Genomic DNA, 20865 nt, shown 5'->3' with positions numbered 1-20865 from the left:
CTGGCCATGCCGTCGAGAGGCGGGGCCGACGACCAAGTGGTGCCACTAAAGTATGGCAACATGGACCAATGGGTGGTTCGCCACATCAAAGAGTCGGGCATAATAGGCGGAAACACCAAGACACTGTATGAGATAGGGCCCAACAAGACCATCAACGGCAACATTCCTTACACCAACGCAGGGGGCTCGCCATGGGGCACTTCGAACGTCATGGCAAAGGTGATGGGCGTGGTCAAGACCAACAACTCGGTGTTCCGCGAGCGCCGCGGCAACGGCTACTGCGCCAAGATGACCACCCACCTGGAGAGCGTCAAGGTGCTCGGGCTGATGAACATCAAGGTGCTGGCAGCCGGCTCCATATTCCTGGGCGACATGAAAGAGCCCATCACCGGCACGAAAGAGGCGCAGAAGTGGCTCAACTTCGGCATCCCCTTCACCGGAAGGCCCAAGGCCGTGCGCTACGACTACCGCGTCTCGGTGCCGGGAACAAAGAACAGGGTGAGGCAAAACGGGTTCAGCCGCAAGCAGACCGTGGCCGGCCCCGACTACGCCACGGCCATACTGCTGCTGCAGAAACGCACGGAAGACGCCAACGGGAACATCACGGCAAAGCGCGTGGGCACAATGGTGGTGAGGTACGGCAAGTCGACCAACGGGTGGGTAAACAACGCCACGTACACCATAATGTATGGCGACATAAGGCACAACCCGCAATACAACGCCTCGACCATGGGACTGAGGCAGGCCGACTACGCGCGCAATAGCCGCGGGGAAAGCGTGCCAATCAGGGAGACGGGATGGGCCGACGCCGACGAAAAGCCCACCCACATGGTGCTGCAATTCTCGTCGAGCCACGGTGGAGCATACGTGGGAACCATCGGGAACACTCTCTGGATAGACAACGTGGAGCTCGTTTACTGAAAGAAACAACCAACCTGGCAACATGAAACGACTACTGCTGGCCCTGGCAGCCGCCGCATTGATAGGGGCCCACGGCACGGCTGGGGCGCAAGAAGCAACGGCCGCCGACACGACAGCAGCCGCAATGACAGCGGCCCGCGACTCAGCGCAGAAAAAGAAAAGCCTGGGCAAGAAGCTGCTCGACTACTTCAGCAACGCCAACAAGGGCAAAAGCGACAAGAAATTTGACTTCAGCATACTCGGCGGACCGCACTTCAACACCAACACAAAGCTCGGACTGGGACTCGTGGCAGCCGGACTGTACAGCACGGACAGGGCCGACACGCTGCTGACGCCGTCGAACGTGTCGCTCTTCGGCGACGTCTCTACCGTGGGGTTCTACATGCTCGGGGTCAGGGGGCTGCACGTGGCAAGGCACGACCGCTACCGCATAGACTACACGGTATACTTCTACTCGTTCCCCACCAAGTTCTGGGGAATAGGCTACGACATGGGCAACGACGGCGGAAACGAATCGGACATGATGCGGTGGCAGGCGCAGGCCAAGGCCAGCTTCCTGTTCAGGATAGCGCCGAAACTGTATCTCGGCCCGACGGCATCGTTCGACTTCGTGCGCGGATACGACTTCGACAGGCCCGAACTCATCGAGGGCATGGACCAAAAGACGCTCAACTTCGGCCTCGGGCTGTCGCTCGTATACGACTCGCGCGACGTCACCACCAACCCGCACCGCGGCTTCTACGTCAACCTGTCGCAGTGCTTCCGGCCACGTTTCCTCGGCAACGACTACGCATTCAGCACCACCGAGATGATAGCCGACGCATATGCAAAGGCCTGGAAGGGGGCCACCGTGGCGGCAGACCTGCGCGGCACGCTCAACTTCGGCAACCCCTCGTGGGGCATGATGGCCCAACTGGGAGGCCCATACTCCATGCGCGGCTACTACCAAGGCCGATACCGCGACAAGCACAAGGTGGAGGCGCAGGTCGAACTGCGCCAGCACGTGTGGAAACGGCACGGTGTGGTGGCGTGGGTTGGCGCCGGCACCGTGTTCGACAAGTTCAGCTCGATGCGCTTCGACCACATTTTGCCCAACTTCGGGGTGGGATATCGCTGGGAGTTCAAGAAGAACGTGAACGTCAGGCTCGACTATGGCTTCGGCAAAAGCGGCCAGTCGGGGTTCATGTTCAACATCAACGAGGCATTCTGAACCCAGCCCGCAACACAGCACAAAGGCTGCGCACGCCACATGGCATGCGCAGCCTTTGCCGCACAAGGGGGCCCCGCGGGCCTGCTACTGCTTCTTCTTCGCGGCCCGCTCTATGCCGAAGTCGAGCTGCTTCTTCTCAAGGTTGGCCTTCGCAACCCTGATGGTTATCGGGTCGCCGAGCTGATACTTGTGGTGATGACGGCGCCCGACGAGGCAGTAGTTGCGCTCGTCGAAGTCGTAATAGTCGTCGTCCAGGTCGCGCATGGGCACCATTCCCTCGCAGTGGTTGTCGTCTATCTCGCAATAGATGCCGTACGACGTGATGCCGCTGATGTGCGCATCATAGACGTTCCCCACCTTGTCGGCCATGAACTCCACCATCTTGTACTTGATGGAGTCGCGCTCGGCGTTCTGCGCTATCAGCTCCATGTCGCTGCAATGGTCGCACAACTCCTCGTAATGCTCCTTGTTGGCAGAGCGCCCTCCCTGCTGGTATCGGGTGAGAAGCCGGTGCACCATGGTGTCGGGATAGCGCCTGATGGGCGACGTGAAGTGTGTGTAGTAATCGAAGGCGAGGCCATAGTGCCCTATGTTGTGCACGCTGTAGCGCGCCTTCATCATGGCTCTCAGGGCCACGGTCTCTATCAGTTTCTGCTCCTTCCGGCCCGCGCAACTGTCCATGAGCGAGTTGATGCTCTTCGAAACGGCGCCCCGCGTGCCGGCAGTCTTGAGCTTGTAGCCAAACTTGACGACAAAGGTACGCAGCGCCTCGAGCTTGGTCGGGTCGGGCTGGTCGTGTATTCGGTATGGCAGCGTCTTTGGTTTCTGGCCCTTCTTCACGCGGCCCACGCTCTCGGCCACGGTGCGGTTGGCCAGCAGCATGAACTCCTCGATGAGCTTGTTGGCGTCTTTCGACTTCTTGAAATAGCACCGGGTGGGGTGCCCTTTGTCGTCGACGTCGAAGTGAAGTTCCTCGCGGTCGAACTTGACGGCGCCGTTCTTGAACCTCGCCTCGCGCAGTTTCTTGGCCAGGGCGTCGAGCTTCACGAGCTCGGCGGCATGCTCGCCGGCATACCCCCCGGGCCCCGGTGCGGGCGCAGGCAGGCCCGTCCCGTCCTTCACACCGTTCTGCTCGAGTATGGCCTGCACCTCTTCGTAGGCAAACCGGCGGTCGCTGCGTATGACGGTATGCACGATTCGCGATCCCTTGACGTTGGCGTCGTCGTCCATGTCGAAGATAACGCTGAACGTCAGCTTGTCTTCGTCGGGGCGGAGCGAGCAGATGTAGTTGCACAGACGCTCGGGAAGCATCGGTATGGTGCGGTCTACGAGGTAGACGCTCGTGGCCCGTTTCACTGCCTCCTTGTCGATGACGGAGCCTTCGGTGACGTAGTGCGACACGTCGGCGATGTGCACTCCCACCTCCCAGAGGCCGTTGCTGAGCCGGCGTATCGACAGGGCGTCGTCGAAGTCCTTGGCGTCGTGCGGGTCGATGGTGCACGTAAAGACCTGCCTGAAGTCCTCCCTGCCCTCGAGGTCTTTGTCGGTTATCTCGGCCGGAATCTTCTCGGCGGCGTCCTCCACGGCCTTGGGGTACTTGTAGGGCAGCCCGTATTGTGCGAGGATAGAGTTCATCTCGACGTCGTTGTCGCCCTGCTCGCCGAGCACGTCGACCACTTCGCCCACGGGGTACTTATGCTCCGCGTCGGGCCATTGCTTTATCCTGACCACGGCTTTCTGCCCCGTCTTCCCCCCCTTCAGCTTCCTTTTGGGTATGAGGATGTCGGTAACGAAGATGGCTTCGGGCGTGATGAGGAACGCCACGTCTTTCTCTACCCTCAGGCGGCCCACAAACGTGTCGCGCGCCCGCTCCAGAATGGCCGTCACCATGGCCTCGCGCATGTGGTGCTGGCGGCGCGCCAGGAATGTGGCCTGCACGCGGTCGCCGTCGAGGGCGCACATGGAGTTGCGCTCGGCCACGAAGACCGGCTGCGAGCCGTCGTCGGGAACGAAGCTGTTTTTGCCGTTGGCCTTGCGCCTGAACCTTCCCTCCTGCACCTGCGTCTTGGTGTTGAGCCGGTAAGAGTTGTCGCTTACCTTGGCCAGATAGTCATCCCATGCCATCTCGTCGAGCGTGTCGACGGCCAGCATCTTCAGCGGATGCGTGTTGAAACCAAGCTGCTTGAATATATACTTTAAGGTGAATGTGTCGCCCGGATGCGCCGAGAACAGTCCCTGCAGTGCCTCGGCCACTTGCTTCTTCGACATCCGCTTTCCGCCTTTTTTCTTTCCCATAGTCGTTCGTTTATAGTTAGGTGTGTGTGCGGCGGCAACTCGCTCCGGGTGTGTCGGGCCCCGCTCTTGCCGCCCGAATGCAAAGTAACTAAATAAAATCCGTATTTCCTCGCCATTTGAGTTATAATTTATTTAAAAGTAGTAACTTTGCAACCAAAATGCAACAAGATGAATACTAACGGCAGAGAGAGAGCCATACGCAACGTCACGCTGGCCGGCAGTGCCATCAACGTGGGCCTGGTGGTGTTCAAGTTTGTGAGCGGCATAGTGGGGTGCTCGGCAGCGATGATAGCCGACGCCGTCCATTCGCTCTCCGACCTGCTCACCGACGCCGTGGTGCTGGTGTTCGTCCACATCAGCGAGAAGCCGCAAGACAAAGACCACGACTACGGCCACGGCAAGTACGAGACCATGGCCTCGTCGATCATTGGCATAGCCCTGCTGCTCGTGGGGGCGGCCATCTGCTACGACGGTGTGCGCAGGATAGCCTCCGTGGTGCACGGCCACGCCCTCGAGCAACCCGGGTTCATTGCCCTCGTGGCGGCCCTGCTGAGCATAGCGCTCAAGGAGTGGGCCTACAGGTTTACCGCCCGCGTGGGCCGGAGGCTGGGCTCACCGGCCGTCATTGCCAACGCGTGGCACCACCGCAGCGACGCCCTCTCGTCGGTGGGCACGGCCGTCGGAATCGGCGGGGCCATCGTCCTGGGCAGCCACTGGGCCGTGCTCGACCCCATTGCAGCCGTGGTGGTGAGCCTGCTCATCATGCAGCAGGCGCTCAAGCAGATAAGGGAGTCGTCCGACGAGCTGCTCGAGAAGAGCCTGCCCGACGACACCGAGAAGCTCATAACAGACATAGTGATGCAGGAGCCGGGCGTAAGCGACATCCACAACCTGTGCACGAGGCGCATCGGAAGCGCCGTGGCAATGGAGATGCACATAAGGATGCCGGGGCAGATGACGCTCGCCGACTCGCACGCCCACGCCTCGGCGATAGAGCGGAGGCTGCGAAGCGAGTTCGGGCCGCGCACGCACATCAGCCTGCACGTGGAGCCGGCGAAAGGCGACGGGGCCGACGGCGGCGGGGCGCAGCGGGCGTAAGAAAACATTACAACGGCCCCGGCATGGCGGCACGCCCCCCGGACAGGCCCGCCAAACGGCCCATACGGGGGCGCAAAACAGCCCGTTCGGGAGCGCCATACGGGCCGTTTGGCAAGGCAATGCGGCCCGTTTTGCAACCGGCTGTGGCCCAAGCACTTGGGCAACGCGCCCACTGTTGCGAACAAACTTTACAGACACCGGCTTGCAAGGGAACGGGGCACGGGCCGCCGCCACGCCCTTGAAGCACACCGACCAACGACAACCAAAAGACAAATGAACATACTCGTAACCGGAGCAACGGGCTTCATCGGAAGCTTCATCGTCGAAGAAGCCATCAAAAGGGGCATGAACGTGTGGGCTGCCGTGCGCCCCACGAGCAGCCGGAAATACATCTCCGACCCGCGCATCAACACCATTGAGCTCGACCTAGGCGACAAGCAGAGGCTGAAAGGGCAACTCGGCGGCCACACGTTCGACTATGTGGTGCATGCCGCCGGGGCCACGAAGTGCCTGCACAAGGCCGACTTCTACAGGGTGAACACCAACGGCACGCGCCACCTGGCCGACGCGCTCGTAGAGCTGCGCATGCCGCTCAGGCGCTTTGTATTCCTGAGCAGCCTCAGCGTGATGGGCCCCGTGCGCGAGCAAAGGCCGTATGCCGACATTTCAGTCAACGACGAGCCGAGGCCCGACACGGCCTACGGGATGAGCAAGCTCAAGGCCGAGAGATACCTCGACAGCCTCGACGGCCTTCCCGTGGTGACGCTGCGGCCCACAGGGGTGTACGGGCCGCGCGAGCACGACTACTTCATGATGGCGCAAAGCATAAAGAAGCACACCGACTTCGCGGCCGGGCTGAAGCCCCAAGACCTGACGTTTGTCTACGTGGCCGACGTGGTGCAGGCTGTGTTCCTGGCCCTGGAGCGCGGGCGCAACGGCGCAAAGTACTTCCTGAGCGACGGCTGTGTCTACGCCTCGCGCACGTTCAGCGACCTCATCATCGGCCAGCTGGGCCACCCGTGGGTGGTCAGGCTCAAGGCGCCGCTGTGGCTCCTGAGGGCCATAACCTTCTGCGGAGAGTATGCCGGCAGGCTTACAGGGCGGCCGACGGCACTGAACAACGACAAATACCGCATCATGAGGCAGCGCAACTGGAGGTGCGACATTGCCCCGACCAGGGCCGAACTGGGCTACGAACCGCAATACCGGCTGGAGCGCGGGGTCGCGGAGACCATCAGGTGGTACAAGGACAACGGGTGGATTTGAGGTATTAAGTATTAAGAATTAATGATTAAGAAAATATGCTTTGGATGGCATAACACAACACCATTGCCCTTTTTAGTACAAAAAACGGACGGTATGAAACACGCACTTTGCCCGTTTTCGTACAAAAGCCCAATAGCATGAAACTATCACCGCGAATGTTTAATCACCAAATACCAAATGGATGAAACAACCACTGTGTCTGTTTTATTACCAAACAACAAAGGGTTGAAACCATGTCTTGTGGCAGGCTGTCACCGCCTTAGGCCCTGTTTCGCAGCCGACATTGCGGATTATGAATTATGAATTGTGAATTATGAATTATAAAACGTTTGATTTTCTCAGCATTTTCAAGCTCGAAAAGAAACCCAAGAAAGGCTTGCTTGCAGCCGAGTGGGTCATGGTTGGCTACATGGCATTCACCCTGTTGCTCATGCTCTTCACATATACCAAGCTCGAAAACCCCGAGTCGATGCTCTGGGGGAGGCTGCGCATAGCCGTCATGACGGCCGCGCTGTGGGCCGTCTACCGCATGCTGCCGTGCCCCCTGACTCGTTTCGCGCGCGTGGCGGCCCAGATGGCGCTGCTCTCATGGTGGTACCCGGACACCTACGAGTTCAACCGCATGTTCCCAAACCTCGACCACCACTTCGCCACATGGGAGCAACAGCTCTTCGGATGCCAGCCGGCGCTGCTCTTCTGCCGCGCCCTGCCCGGCCCCGTGTTCAGCGAACTGATGGACCTGGGCTACGCTTCCTACTTCCCGATGATACTCGTCGTGACGCTGTTCTTCTTCGTCTGGCGGTACAAAGACTTCCACCGCGCGGCCTTTGTCATACTCGCATCGTTCTTCATATACTACGTGATATACATCATACTGCCCGTGGCCGGGCCGCAGTATTACTATAAAGCCATAGGCATGGACGCCGCCGCACAGGGCCACTTCGCCGATGTGGGCAACTACTTCGCCACCCACCGCGAGGCACTGACAAGCCCAGGATACCGCGACGGGGTGTTCTACAAGATGGTGGCCGACGCCCACGAGGCAGGCGAACGCCCCACGGCAGCCTTCCCCAGCAGCCACGTGGGCATAAGCACCATACTGCTGCTGCTCGTGTGGAGGGCCCGCTCGCGCCGCCTGCTGCTCGCGCTGCTGCCGCTGTACGTGCTGCTCTGCCTGTCGACGGTGTACATCTACGCCCACTATGCCATCGACGTCTTTGCCGGATGGGCCTCGGCCGTGGTGCTGTTTGTGGCGCTCAACGCCGCCTACTCGCGCATAAGGGAGTGACACGCCCACGCCACGAATGCAAGAGGGAGCCGGGCTCGCGCCCGGCTCCCTCTTGTTGTTGCCCGCAATGGCAGCCTTGTCAGAACTCCCAGTCGGCGCCGGCCATGACCGTTGCGCGCGGCATCGGGTAGCCATAGTTTATCTCGTAGCCCTGGGCGAGCAGGTTTTCGCCGCGGGCAAACAGCCTGAAGCCCTTCGCAACGCGGCACGAGGCGATGAGATTCCACAGCCAGAAGTTCTCTGTGCGGTCTTCGCCGCCAACCGCCACGGTCGAGGTGTAAAGCCCGTCGACGTATTGCAGGCCCGTGGCAAAGGCAAAGCGGCCCACAGAATAGTTGGCCCCGACGTACAGCTTGTGCTCGGGCGCACCGGTGACAGGGTGGTTCATGTCAAGGAAACTGTAGTTGGCATTGAGCTTCAGGGCCCGGGTCACATCGTAGGCGGCCTCAAGCTCGACGCCCCAATTCTCCATTTCGCCCGTGTTTATGTTGCTCGGGCGGCCGCCGGAGCGCACCGTCTCAATCAAGTTGTCGGCCTTGAGGTAGAACACGTTGGCCCCCAGCCGCAGCCGGTCGTGCATCAGCCGCTGCGTGAAAGCCAGCTCATAGTTCATCATCCGCTCAGGCTTGAGCTGGTCGTTGGCAGGCGGAAACATGTACATCTCGCGTATGGTGGGGTTGCGGAAGCCCTTGCTCACCATGGCCTTCAGGTCGGCCTGCGGCGACAGGCGGAACGTGAGGCCTCCCTGCGGCACCAGTTCGGTGCCCGCCTGCGAGTGGTTGTCTACCCTGAGACCGGCGTCGACAGTGAGCCACGACCACAAATCCTGCCTCAGCTCGACATATCCTGCAAACTCATCCTGCTCTTTGTCGCCCAGCACAGACTCCTCCTTGGTGGTCATGACCTCGTTCCAGGCGCGGCCGCCGAAGTGCTGGTAGTCGAATCCGAGCGTCAGCCTGTTGCCTCGGAAGAGCGACATGCTCTGGTAGACCGACACGCCGCCCATCATGTCGTCGTGCATGTAGAGCGCCTCTTGCGGCTGCTCACCGGGCCCGTATCCGTCGTTTATCTCGTGGTGGCCCCAGTTGAAGAACACCCGTATGGCCCCCTCGGTGCGCCCGTAGGTGTTGGCCAGCGCCACCGAAGCCATGCCGCGGGTTATCCGCGAGTCGTTGTCGATGAGCGGACTGGCCACCTCTCCGGGGTTCTCGGCCTCGAAGTGGGTCAGGCTGATGTCGCCCGTGGCGCGCCAATGTGCGCTTATGTCGTAGCCCAGCTTGGCGAAACCGGAGTACTGGCTGAACTTCGAGTCGGGCCGGTGGCCGTCGGTATGGCTGTAATTGAAGCCCACGATGCTCTCCACCCTGCCTTTCCTCGTGGTGTTGGTGATGCCTCCCTCGATGGTGCCATAGGAGCCGCCTTGCAGCGTCACGTTGGTCCGTGAGCCGTCAGACAGCAGTTGCCGCGTTACTATATTGACCACTCCGCCCATGGCATTGCTGCCGTAGAGCAGCGAGGCAGGGCCCCTGAGCACCTCAACACGGTCGGCCAGCATGGTCTGGTAGGCGTCGGGGATGGGGTGGCCCATCAGTCCGGCGTATTGCGGAACGCCGTCTATGAGCACGAGCATCGACGCCCCGCTGCCCACTCCGCGCACCTTTATGCCCCCGGCCGAACCTGTCGACACGCCGTAGCCAAGCACCCCGCGTGATGTCACAAACAGTCCGGGCACCTGCTCGTTGACAGTCGGCAGCAGCGCGGTGCGGTAGTTCTCGGTCAGTTTCTGCCTCCCCACCACAGAGACAGTCATTGGCAGGTGCCTGATGTCGGTGGCCCCGCGCGTCCCGGTCACCACTACCTCGCCGAGCCCGACACTGTCTTCCGCCTCTGTTGTTATGCCGGCAGCGCGTGCCTGCAAGCCTGTGGCAGCCAGCAATGCCGCCATAAGTATGTCCTTCTTCATCCTTTTAAAGTGTGTATGGTTATTTTCCAGTTTGTATCACGCTGCAAAATTACTCATAAAAGCGCACAAACCGTTAGCCGTTTTACGGATAAATCTACCACAATTACACTAATTTGTGGAGTATTTTCCAGGCATATTGCCACACCTGGGCAACGCCCCGCCAATCCGAAAAGAGCAAAGGAGCCAAGACGCCAATGCCATACGGAGCCCCCAAACAGGCCACAAGGCATACGTCTTAACTCCTTTACTCCCTTAACTCCTTAACTCCCGGAACACAAGCCACAGGCCGCGGCCCTCCGCAACGGCTAAAGGGCCAGTTCGTAAATCTCGCGCGTGGCCTTCCGGTCAAGGCGAATGTAGTTGCCAACGAGCTCGCCCTTGTCCTCATGGAGCTTGTCGACAAGCAGTGATATGTCGGGATTGGCTATGCCCAGCTCGCCAAACGTCACGGGCATGCCTATGGAATGGAGGAAGCGCTTGAAGCATGCCACGCCCTCAAGGGCCACCGACATGGCGTCGGCACCGGCCCACACGCCCCACACGCGGCGCGCCCACTGCTCCACCTTGCGCACGTTGTGCCCGGCCATGTAGGTGAGCCAGGCGGGGAAGATTACCGCCAGCCCGGCGCCGTGGGTAACTCCGTAAACGGCGCTCACCTCGTGTTCCATGAAGTGCGACGCCCAGTCTTCCTCGCATCCCACGCCGCACGTGCCGTTGTGGGCCACGGTGCCGGCCCACATCAGGTTGGCCCTTGCGCCGTAGTCGTCGGGGTTGTGCATGGCCTTGGGCGTCTCTTCTATTATTGAAAGCATCACTCCCTCGCACATACGGTCGGCCACCGAGGTGGCTTCGGTGTTGGTGAAGTACCGCTCCATGATATGCGCCATCATGTCGGTAGCGCCACATGCCGTCTGCCATGCGGGCAGAGTAAACGTCAGCGCGGGGTCCATCACGGCAAAGGCCGGGCGCAACACCTTCGGCGTGCGCAGGCTAAGCTTGTGCAACCCGTCCAGCTTGGTTATCACGCTGTTGCCCGACCCCTCGCTGCCGGCGGCCGGGATGGTGAGCACCACGCCCACGGGAAGGGCCTCGCCCGGCACGGCCCGCCCGGCGAAGAAATCCCAGAAGTCGCCACTGTAGGGCACTCCCGCCGCCATGGCCTTGGCTGTGTCGATGACCGAACCGCCGCCCACGGCAAGCAGGAAGTCGGCCTTGGCGCGGCGGCACAGGTCGATGCCCTCATACACCTTGGCGTCGGTGGGGTTGGGTTGCACCCCGCCAAGCTCGCAGTATTCCACGCCTGCCTCGGCCAGCGACTCCTCAACGCGGCCCAGCAAGCCGCTGCGCACGGCCGAGCCTCCACCATACACCACGATGGCTCGTGTGCCACCGTAAGCCCTGACAAGAGAACCTGTCTGATGCTCTGTGCCCCGTCCGAACACAAACTCGGTGGGGCTGTAAAATGTGAAATCCTTCATAAACCGAAAGTTGTCTATGAATGTTGAACCGACGAAAGCCATCCCGCGACGGGCATCCTGCTGCCTCTGGCCGGGCCGCGGCGCACGCTGCCCTGCCAGCGCATGCCAACGATGCGCCACGAAGCGACAAACACACATCCAACACTCGCATTCCTAAATCACTATATAATAAACCGACGGCGGCCATGGCAGCACGGCCGTGAGGCCACGGCGCCCAAAACTCACAAAAACAAACTCAATCATGCCATCGCCGCCGCCCTGTGATGGCCTATGCAACGGGCCACGGCGGCAAGCCACACTGCCAAGAGCCGGCGGATATTGCAGCCCGGGCGCGCAACCGCCTGACCCTCAATGCGTTGCAAAACGGGCCGTATTGTGCTGCAAAACGGGTCGTTTCACATTGCAAAACAGGCCGTTTTACACTCCCAAACGGCACATATCGCTGCCCGGGCCGCTACCGGCGGCCCGACAGCCACACCACCGCCAAGGCCAAATGCGGCCCGCCCGGGCATACCACAGGCTGCCCATGGCAACGGCCCGAGGCCCATAGCAACGTGCCCCGTCACTTGTTGCGTGGCTTGCTCCACGTGTCGTCCATCTTCAGCGCCTGCAGCGCGAGCGCATCGGGGGCTATGCCCAGGAACTTTAGCGTGGCCTTCTCGCCGCCGCCAAGGGGCATGGGCGTGTAGTAATCAATCTTCTCCCTGGCCAGGCGAACGCTCTTCCAAGGGTCGTCGGGACTGCCCGTGGAGAGCTGCACCCTCACCTCCGGCTTGTCTTTCTCTACCGGAAGGAAGATATACCGCTTCGGACTCGTTATCTCAACAATGGTAGTGTCGCCGCTCGTGCGCACGAAGATGGCTTGCGGCGAAAGCTCGGCAATGACCGTGTCGCCGCTGTGGTGCACATTGTAGTCCTGCGCTGCGGCAGCCTGTGCGGCCACCACCGTGACAGCAAAGGCTATTGCTCTTGTAATGAAAGTCTTGTTCATAGGTCTGTTGATTATTGGTTTGTTGGTATCGTCGTCTGTCTGCGGGCCGTTTCCGGCGCCCGTCACTCACATAGACTGCTTTGCCTTGAAGGCCAGGGCGTACATGCGCATCTGCTTGATCATGGCCAGCAGGCCGTTGCTGCGCGTTGGGCTGAGGTGCTCCCTGAGCCCTATCTTCTCTATGAAATATAGGTCGGCATCGATTATCTCGTCGGGTGTGTGGCCGCTGAGCACCCTTATCAGCAGCGCGATGATGCCCTTTACGATGAGCGCGTCGCTCTCGGCGCTGAAGTCAATCACGCCGTCGTGATAGTCGGCCTGCAGCCATACGCGGCTCTGGCAGCCGTCGATGAGGTTGCTTTCCACCTTGTATCGCTCGTCGAGCGGCTGCTGCTCGTTGCCCAGGTCTATCAGCAGCTGGTACTTGTCCATCCAGTCGGTGAAGTCGGAAAACTCCTCTATCACCTCGTCTTGTGCTTCGTTGATTGTCATATCTGTTTGTTTTTAATTGCAATTGTCGTCGTCCGCCCTGCCCCGGGCGCCCCCAGCCTTCAGCCACGGCCCCACGGCAGCATGGCTCCGGCGGTCAGCCGGCAGCGCTGTCGATGCGGAAGAGCTTGTCGCTGGGGCGCACCTTGGCCGGAACCCGTATGGCCACGCGTGTGCCCTGGCGCGCTGTCTGCACGGCCTGCACGTCGTCGTGAATCTCGTCGGGGGTCACATAGATGACTCCCGTGGTAGGCCCGGTGATGAGCAACTTGTCGCCCACGCTGAACTCGGCGGCGTCGACGCTGAACTCAGCCACCCCTATCTTGGCGAAATACTTTACCCCCCGGCCCACGTAAACCTTGCGCTCGGTGGCGTTGGAGCCGTAGTTGGTGTTCCACTCGCCGAGGGTCTGGCCCTGGTAGTAGCCGTCCCAGAAGCCGCGGTTGAACACAGTGGCGAGCCTGCGGTCCCATTCGTCCTTGCGCTCTTCGGTGAACGTGCCGTCGAGCACGGCTGCAATGGCCTCCTTGTAGCATCTCACCACGTTGTATACATACTCAGGCCCGCGTGCGCGGCCCTCTATCTTGAACACCCTGACGCCGCTTTCCATCATGCGGTCGATGAAGCGCACGGTCTTCAAGTCCTTGGGGCTCATGATGTATTTGTTGTCTATCTCGAGCTGGTTGCCTGTCTCCGTGTCGGTAACGGTGTACGAACGGCGGCATATCTGCACGCATTCGCCGCGGTTGGCCGAGCGCCCCGCGGTGTCGAGACTCATGTAGCACTTGCCGCTGATGGCCATGCACAGCGCCCCGTGGCAGAACATCTCGATGCGCACGGGCTGCCCCGACGGCCCGCAGATGGGCCCTTCGGCTATGCGCCTGTGTATCTCGGCCACCTGCTCGAGCCTCAGTTCGCGGGCCAGCACCACCACGTCGGCATATCGGGCGTAGAAGCGCAGGGCCTCGGTGTTGCTGATGTTAAGCTGTGTGGAGAGGTGAACCTCCATGCCCACACGGCGGCAATACTCCATCACGGCCACGTCGCTGGCTATGACGGCGCTTATGCCGGCCCCGAGGGCGGCGTCGACGGTCTGGCGCATGGCGTCCATGTCTTCGTCGTAAATGATGGTGTTGACCGTCAGGTATGTCTTTATCCCGTGAGCGGAGCACTCCAAGGCTATGTCGCGAAGGTCGTCGGCAGTGAACGCGCTGGCCGAGTGGGCCCTCATGTTGAGCCTCCCTATGCCGAAGTAAACAGAGTCGGCGCCGGCCTGTATGGCTGCGGCCAGGCTCTCGCGCGACCCCACCGGGGCCATTATCTCAAAGTCTCTCAGTGTCTCTTCCATTCTATTCATTTCCGGTTGTGCGGTTTGCATGTTATGAAAATGCCCACCGTTAAGGACGATGGGCCTGCATATTGTCGTTCACAACGGAACAATCCGTATTGCGACTTGCTTTTTATCCGATTGCAAATATAATTAAATTAATCCGAACGGCCATCGCTCCGGCCCATTTTTTTTGCCTTCCGGCGCAAAAAACAAACCGCGTTGCAGGCACTTGCCCGGGCCCCTGCATCTTGCGCTACGGAGCGCCCGGCACACCTACCCGGGGCGCATGGCTATGCCGTCGGGGCCGTTTGGCGATGCAATACGGCCCAAACGGCAACGCAAAACGTGCCGTTTGGCAATCCCAAACGGCACGTTTCACAACCCACTGGGCCACAGGCTATTGCCCGGTCAGGCCCGCGATGGCTTGGTGGCGCGTATGAAGTAGGCTATGAGCAGCACGTAAGCCACCAGGGCGCACACCTGCGACAGCGGGTTGGCCCACCATGCCGAGTAGTCGAAGCTGACGCCGCAGAAGCGCAGCAACGCGCTTACCACGCCCATGAGCGCGCCTCCGGCTATGAAGCCCGAGGCCAGCAGGTTGCCCTTCTCGCCGCGCTCGGCATTGGCCTTTGCATCCTTTGTGCGCGAGGTGACATACCAGTTGACGGCCCCTCCGACCAGCAGCGGTATGTTGAGCTCCATCGGTATGAACATGCCGAGGGCGAAAGCCAGTGCCGGAACGTTGCAAAGCGTGAGCACGATGGCTATCAGCGCGCCTATGCCATAGAGCACCCAGGGAGCCCCCACGCCGCTCATGAGCGGGTCGATCACGGCGGCCATGGCGTTGGCCTGGGGCGCGGCGAGCTGCCCGCTGGCAAACCCGTAGGTCTCGTTGAGCAGCATCATCACGCCGCCCACGGTGGCGGCAGACACCAGCGTGCCCAGGAACTTCCACGTTTCCTGCTTCTTTGGCGTGGTGCCGAGCCAGTAGCCTATCTTCAGGTCGGTGATGAACGAGCCCGACATCGACAGGGCCGTGCACACCACTCCGCCCATTATCAGCGCGGCGAGCATGCCGCCGGTGCCCTTGAGCCCCACGCCCACCATGACCACCGAGGCCAGGATGAGCGTCATGAGCGTCATTCCCGACACGGGGTTGGAGCCCACTATGGCTATGGCGTTGGCCGCCACGGTGGTGAAGAGGAAGGCAATGAGGGCCACAAGCACTATGCCGACGAGGGCAAAGAGCAGGTTTCCGTCCATCACGCCGAACCAGAAGAAGAGGAATATGGCCACTATGGTCACTATCGAGCCTATGGCTATGATCTTGAACGACAGGTCGCGCTGCGTGCGCAGCTGCTCCTTGCCGGCCGGCGTGCCTCCCTTCATCTCGCGCGCGGCCAGGCTCACGGCGCCCTTTATTATGCCCCACGACTTGATGATGCCTATTATGCCGGCCATGGCTATGCCGCCGATGCCTATGCTCTTGCCGTATGACGAGAATATCTGCTCGGGGCTCATGTCGCCCACGGCCGTGGCTATCGACGGGTCCCACTGGTTGAGCACGCTGTCGCCGAACAACAGCGCCATGCCGGGCACGATGATCCACCACACCGAGAGCGAGCCGAGGCAGATGATGAGGGCGTATTTCAGGCCCACTATGTAGCCCAGGCCGAGCACGGCGGCTCCGGTGTTTACCTTGAACACGAGCTTTACCTTGTCGGCCAGCATCTCGCCGGCACCGATGACGCGCGTGGTGAAGTTCTCGTTCCACAGGCCGAAGGTGGCCACCACGAAGTCGTAGAGACCTCCCACGAGCCCCGCCAGCAGCAGGGGCTTGGCCTGGTTGCCGCCACGGGCGCCGCTGACGAGCACCTGTGTGGTGGCCGTGGCCTCGGGGAAGGGGTATTTCCCGTGCATGTCGCTCACGAAATACTTGCGGAACGGTATGAGGAACAGTATGCCGATGATGCCTCCGAGCAGCGAGGCCATGAATATCTTGATGAACGAGGCGCTCAGCTCGGGATACTTGGCCTGCAGGATGTAGATGGCCGGCAGGGTGAAGATGGCCCCTGCGACGACAGCCCCCGAGCAGGCTCCGATGCTCTGTATGATGACGTTCTCGCCCAGGGCCTTGCTCCGCTTGGCCGCAGTGGACACGCCCACGGCAATGATTGCTATGGGGATGGCGGCCTCGAACACCTGCCCCACCTTCAGTCCGAGGTATGCGGCAGCGGCAGAGAAGAGCATGGCCATGAGCACTCCCCACGTCACCGACCAGCCGTTGACCTCGGGATAGCTTTCCCGCGGGTTCATCACCGGCTCATACTTCTCGCCTTCTTTCAGCTCCCGGAAAGCGTTCTCGGGCAGCTGCAGTCTTTCGTTTTCGTGATTTTCCATTAGTCGTATGTTTTGTTGTTGTCGTTAATGAGAAGCCCCTCCCCACCCCTCCCCCGTGGGGAGGGAGCTGCCGCGCCGCCACTCTTTGCAGGCAAACACATATATTGATGCCGCCGGGACGCCCGCTTAGGCAACTTTCCGTGAGAGAAGGACACCGCCGGGCCATCCGTTCCGACAGCCCGCCATGCAGAGGCCAAGACGCCTACCCCACGCTTTCGGGAGCCTCACCCACAGGGGGAGGTATGGAGGGGGCCCCGCCCAAATACTCCGCATATATCCTTGCGGCCGATATTATCTGCTTCACGCAAGGGCGCGTGCGGTAGTATTCGGCCGTGCGCTCAGAGGCTTCATAGTCGAGCGGCGCCCCCTTCTTGAGCCTGAGCAGCTCGGAGCAGACGATGGAACCGTGCTCGCGGCTGAACTCGGCAGCCAGTTGCTGCACCACCTTGTAGCAGGCCGACTTGCCCTGGCGGTCGCCCGGCGTGGCCGAGCCGCAGTCCATGCCGGCCAGCACGGCCATGCCGCAAACGGCGCCGCACGTGAGCCTCATGCGCCCAATGCCTGCGCCGAGGCCCGCACTGAGCCGCAACGCCTGCTCGGGGGTGTAACCATATATGTCGGCAAAGGCCGCAACGACAGCCTGCGAGCAGTTGAACCCCTGCATGAACAGCTCTTCGGCGCGGCGCATACGCTCTTTCTTGTCAATATGCATCGTAGTTGGTTTTAGGTTGGGGGGCCTGTTTGCAACGCTGCCGGGCTACAGCCTCAGCGCTACATTGAGCCATCACAGCCGCCTGTGCTACCATGATGCGGCCCTGCTGCGGGCATTGCAGCTTATCTTATGCAAAGATAAGGCAAAATGACTTTAACTCAAAATAAATGCAAAGTTTTTTTAACGGCAGTGGCAAACAAAGGCCACGGCTGCGGCAGGAGCAAGCAACGGGAACGGCGGGAACGGCAAAAAAAGATGACAAACACCTCTCTGAGAATGGCGAAACGGCAACCGAGGGGTCGGCAGACGGCAAATGCGCCAGTTTCGGGCGGCAAACGCCAACCCGCTGTACCACAACGCATTGGCATCAGAAAAGGGCAATACAGCAAGGCAAAAAACCAAGACAAACGGTAGAACAGATGGATTAAAGTGGTGAAAACGCCACAAAACAATGTGCCGGACGGCTCATATCGCAATGCAATACGTGCCGTCCGGCAGCGCAAAACAGGCCGTTCGGCCTCGCCGTCGGGGCCGTTTGGGGCGGCGGCAGGGCCACGGCGGCGCAAAGAAGCGGCCGCGGCAGCCCGGCAAAACCCAGTTGGCGTGGCGGCAAAGCGAAAAAAACAGGCACTTTTTGTTTACAAGCCCACAGCCCAGCCGTGTGCTCACGGCCCGGGCGGATGCAGCCCGCCGACAGCGGAAGGCATCATTCTCCGCCGAGCACCTCCTTGATGTTGTACAGCGGGCGGCGCTTCACCTCCTTGTAAATCTTGCCGATGTAAGCCCCCACCACGCCCACTGAGAGCAGCACCACGCCGCCCACGAACCACACGCTGAGTATGAGCGACGACCATCCGGGCACGGCCGTGCCGGCCATGATGGCGTGAACCACATATACGGCAATGCCAAGGCTCACCAGTATGAAGGCCAGCCCGAGCCACAGTATGCAGTAGATGGGCTTAACGGAAAACGACGTTATGCCGTCGAGAGCCAGCGAAAGCATCTTGGCCAGAGTATACTTGGAGTGGCCGGCGCACCGCTCGCTGATGACGTCGGGCACGGTGGTGGAGTCGAGACCGATAAGGGGTATGAGGCCGCGCAGGTAAAGGTTGGTCTCCTTGTAGCCCGAGAGCATCTGCAGGGCGCGGCGGCTCATCAGGCGGAAGTCGGCGTGGTTGTAAACGCTCTCAACGCCCATGCGCGCCTGTAGCTTGTAGAAGGCCACGGCCGAGAGCCGTTTGAGCAGCGGGTCGGCCGTGCGCTGCACCTTCACCCCGTAGACAATGTCGTATCCCCGGGCAAACTCGTCGACCATCTTCGGTATGGCCTTCAGGTCGTCCTGCAGGTCGGCGTCGATGGTTATCACCGCGTCGGCCCAGTCTTTTGCCGTCATCATGCCGGCCATGATGGCCGCCTGGTGGCCCACGTTGCGCGCCAGGTTGAGCCCGCGCACACGCTTGTCGGCCGCGTGCAGGGCCGCAATGATGTCCCAGGTGGCGTCGCGGCTGCCGTCGTTTACAAAGAGCATGAAGCTGTCGGGGCTTATCCGGCCGTCGGCCTCCATCTGCCCTAAGAGCCCGGCGAGCCGGCGGGCCGACTCGCGCAGCACCTCCTCCTCGTTGTAACAAGGCAATACAATGGCTAACTTTATCATATACCGAGTCGTTTATTGTTGTGTTTCAGACAGCTTTATGTCCACAAACTCATTGAAAGTGATGAAGTGGTGGCCCCTGTCCTTGAGCATCTTGATGAGCCTGTCGAGCCGGGCCACCATGGCGGCCCCGCTGTTGTTGCGTATGATGAAGGGCATGCGGAACTCCGGGTGCTCCCTGAGCTCGTAGAACTCCCACGGGTGGAAGTAGGTGACGAAGTAGCCGTCGTGGCGCAGCACGCGGCGCACAAGGGCATGGTATAGCCCCTCGGGCAGGTTGTGCAGGGCGAGCCAGAACAGCGGGAAGCGCACCCACGGCGTCACCGACGCGGGTATCTGCATCACGCTTCCGCGCATGAACCACGTGCGCGGGGCCGACAGGTGCATGTAGCGTCCGGGAATGAAGGCAGGGTTGAGCGACGAGTTGTAGCGGTAGCCCATGCGTTCTATCTCACCGTCGCTCACGGGGAACATCCTCGGCTGGCGGTAGCCGCTGACGGTGCGGCCCGTGACGCGCTCCACAATCTGCTTCGAGCGCTCCACGTCGGTGGCCTGGGGGCGCCAGTGGTCAACCCCGTGGCAGGCCACCTCGTGCCTCTCGGCCATGATGCGGCGCATCACCTCGGGGGCTCGCTCGGCAAAGTTGCCTGTGCAGAAGAACGTGGCCCTGACCCCGTTCATGGCCAGGCAGTCGAGAATGCGGTTGGTGCCGGCCACCGACACGTCCATCCCGCGTTCCAGAGAGAAGTCGACGCCGTGCTCGCGCGGCACGTCAAACTCCTCGGTATCAAAACTTAGTAGTATCATATTGCTACGAACATTATTCCTTTAACGATATAGTGACAGTCAGAACTCGTCTTCGCCACGGCGCAGGCGGCGCATCACCTCGGTGTAGTCGCGCCCGGTGTCGAAGTGCACATCGCCGTGCACGGTGGGCTCCCGGCGCGGTGTCATGTAGTCGCCGTAAAGCGCCGTGAGCACCTCGTGGTAGCCGGCAGGCGCCGGAACCATCGTGTCTTCAAACCGGAGCATCACGGTCTCGTCGTACCAATGGGCCATGATGGCCCCCCGGGTCTCCATCTTGTCGAGGCAACATCCCCAGTTGTATATCCTGGGATGCGTGGCCAGGTCGAACTGCCTGTAGCTCTGCTCATACCAGTCGAAGCACTTCTCGAACGACTTGAGCCTGTAGAAGCACTTCCGTATGAACGGCCCCACCTGGCGTACGGGGCGGTATTCGGTAAACACGCGCAGCTTCTTCATGCGCCGCTGCGTCTCGGCCACGGCGGCCAGGCGCTCCTCGCGTGTGGCCGGCACGCCGTCGAAGACGAAGATGTCGATGAAAATGCCCTGGTGGTAAGCCGCGTGCGAGTTGACGTCGGTGCGCAATATGGCCGCCGTGCCGTCCATCCTAAGCTGCGCATGGCCCCTGGCGTAACCCTTGTCGGTGTGGGCGCACTGCAGGAAATAGGGCCGACTGAACTCGCCAGCCAGCGCCACAAGACGGTCGTAGTCGGGGCGCATCATTATCATGTCGATGTCGTCGTCCCACGGTATGTAGCCTTTCTCGCGCACAGCGCCCAGCAGGCTGCCGCCGTCAATCCACACCTTGAGGCCGTGGCGGGCGCACACCTCGAGCAGCTTGCGCATGAGCTGCATCTGCACCTCCCACACTTTCTTCATCCCAACAGTAACCACGTAACCTCCGCGTGACTCTTCATGAAAATCCATAGGGCAAATTCTTTATCTCAGACTTGTTGCTTAAACTGAATG

General features: G+C 60.9%; 16 protein-coding genes. 5 read left to right on the top strand and 11 right to left on the bottom strand.

The genetic code is table 11. The features are described from left to right. Positions 1 to 6: 6 nt before the first annotated feature. Both H6B30_RS00820 and H6B30_RS00815 read left to right on the top strand, forming a co-directional pair. Positions 7 to 921 (top strand): PCMD domain-containing protein, encoded by a 915-nt coding sequence (locus H6B30_RS00820; protein WP_394802237.1) that lies wholly within the window; start codon positions 7 to 9, stop codon positions 919 to 921. A 22-nt stretch (positions 922 to 943) separates the two neighbouring features. Next, the gene (locus H6B30_RS00815) at positions 944 to 2131 is read left to right on the top strand and encodes a BamA/TamA family outer membrane protein (RefSeq protein WP_205106939.1); all 1188 of its coding nucleotides are present in this window, start codon (positions 944 to 946) and stop codon (positions 2129 to 2131) included. Between the two features lie 84 nt (positions 2132 to 2215). Here the strand turns inward: H6B30_RS00815 and rnr are convergent, their stop codons facing one another. Then, on the bottom strand, positions 2216 to 4426 hold the full coding sequence (gene rnr / locus H6B30_RS00810) for a ribonuclease R (protein ID WP_205106937.1): 2211 nt from the start codon (positions 4424 to 4426) through the stop codon (positions 2216 to 2218). A gap of 168 nt (positions 4427 to 4594) precedes the next feature. On the opposite strand from rnr, the gene H6B30_RS00805 reads away from it, so the two are divergent. The 3 genes from H6B30_RS00805 (at position 4595) to H6B30_RS00795 (ending at position 8078) form a co-directional block, all read left to right on the top strand. Next, complete coding sequence (locus tag H6B30_RS00805; protein ID WP_205106935.1) at positions 4595 to 5524, top strand: cation diffusion facilitator family transporter; 930 nt, start codon at positions 4595 to 4597, stop codon at positions 5522 to 5524. 273 nt (positions 5525 to 5797) lie between these two features. Beyond that, complete coding sequence (locus H6B30_RS00800; protein WP_205106933.1) at positions 5798 to 6790, top strand: NAD-dependent epimerase/dehydratase family protein; 993 nt, start codon at positions 5798 to 5800, stop codon at positions 6788 to 6790. A gap of 313 nt (positions 6791 to 7103) precedes the next feature. Continuing rightward, on the top strand, positions 7104 to 8078 hold the full coding sequence (locus H6B30_RS00795; RefSeq protein WP_205106932.1) for a phosphatase PAP2 family protein: 975 nt from the start codon (positions 7104 to 7106) through the stop codon (positions 8076 to 8078). A 79-nt stretch (positions 8079 to 8157) separates the two neighbouring features. On the opposite strand, the gene H6B30_RS00790 is transcribed toward H6B30_RS00795, so the two are convergent. The 10 genes from H6B30_RS00790 to H6B30_RS00745 all read right to left on the bottom strand — a co-directional run bounded on the left by H6B30_RS00790 (position 8158) and on the right by H6B30_RS00745 (position 20823). Further along, complete coding sequence (locus tag H6B30_RS00790) at positions 8158 to 10041, bottom strand: TonB-dependent receptor plug domain-containing protein (protein WP_205106930.1); 1884 nt, start codon at positions 10039 to 10041, stop codon at positions 8158 to 8160. A 305-nt stretch (positions 10042 to 10346) separates the two neighbouring features. After that, positions 10347 to 11519, bottom strand: coding sequence for an iron-containing alcohol dehydrogenase (locus H6B30_RS00785; RefSeq protein WP_205106928.1), 1173 nt, complete (start codon positions 11517 to 11519; stop codon positions 10347 to 10349). 562 nt (positions 11520 to 12081) lie between these two features. Further along, complete coding sequence (locus tag H6B30_RS00780; protein WP_205106926.1) at positions 12082 to 12510, bottom strand: DUF4980 domain-containing protein; 429 nt, start codon at positions 12508 to 12510, stop codon at positions 12082 to 12084. Positions 12511 to 12576: 66 nt separating this feature from the next. After that, positions 12577 to 13002, bottom strand: a complete 426-nt coding sequence (locus H6B30_RS00775) for a SufE family protein (protein ID WP_205106924.1) — start codon at positions 13000 to 13002, stop codon at positions 12577 to 12579. Between the two features lie 94 nt (positions 13003 to 13096). After that, entirely contained in the window at positions 13097 to 14347 is a 1251-nt protein-coding gene (locus tag H6B30_RS00770) for a peptidase U32 family protein (protein ID WP_205107133.1), read from the bottom strand. 390 nt (positions 14348 to 14737) lie between these two features. After that, complete coding sequence (locus tag H6B30_RS00765) at positions 14738 to 16729, bottom strand: OPT family oligopeptide transporter (protein WP_205106922.1); 1992 nt, start codon at positions 16727 to 16729, stop codon at positions 14738 to 14740. A gap of 202 nt (positions 16730 to 16931) precedes the next feature. Next, positions 16932 to 17441 carry a C-GCAxxG-C-C family protein gene (locus H6B30_RS00760; RefSeq protein WP_205106919.1) on the bottom strand — a complete coding sequence of 170 codons (510 nt, stop codon included), beginning with the start codon at positions 17439 to 17441 and terminating at the stop codon, positions 16932 to 16934. 706 nt (positions 17442 to 18147) lie between these two features. Continuing rightward, positions 18148 to 19095 carry a glycosyltransferase family 2 protein gene (locus H6B30_RS00755; protein WP_205106917.1) on the bottom strand — a complete coding sequence of 316 codons (948 nt, stop codon included), beginning with the start codon at positions 19093 to 19095 and terminating at the stop codon, positions 18148 to 18150. Positions 19096 to 19107: 12 nt separating this feature from the next. Further along, complete coding sequence (locus H6B30_RS00750) at positions 19108 to 19899, bottom strand: polysaccharide deacetylase family protein (RefSeq protein ID WP_205106915.1); 792 nt, start codon at positions 19897 to 19899, stop codon at positions 19108 to 19110. A gap of 39 nt (positions 19900 to 19938) precedes the next feature. After that, complete coding sequence (locus H6B30_RS00745; protein ID WP_205106913.1) at positions 19939 to 20823, bottom strand: LicD family protein; 885 nt, start codon at positions 20821 to 20823, stop codon at positions 19939 to 19941. Positions 20824 to 20865 lie beyond the last annotated feature (42 nt).

The organism is Marseilla massiliensis (assembly GCF_016899955.1).
Lineage (GTDB): Bacteria > Bacteroidota > Bacteroidia > Bacteroidales > Bacteroidaceae > Prevotella > Prevotella intestinigallinarum.
This window is presented reverse-complemented; position numbering and strand designations above follow the sequence as displayed.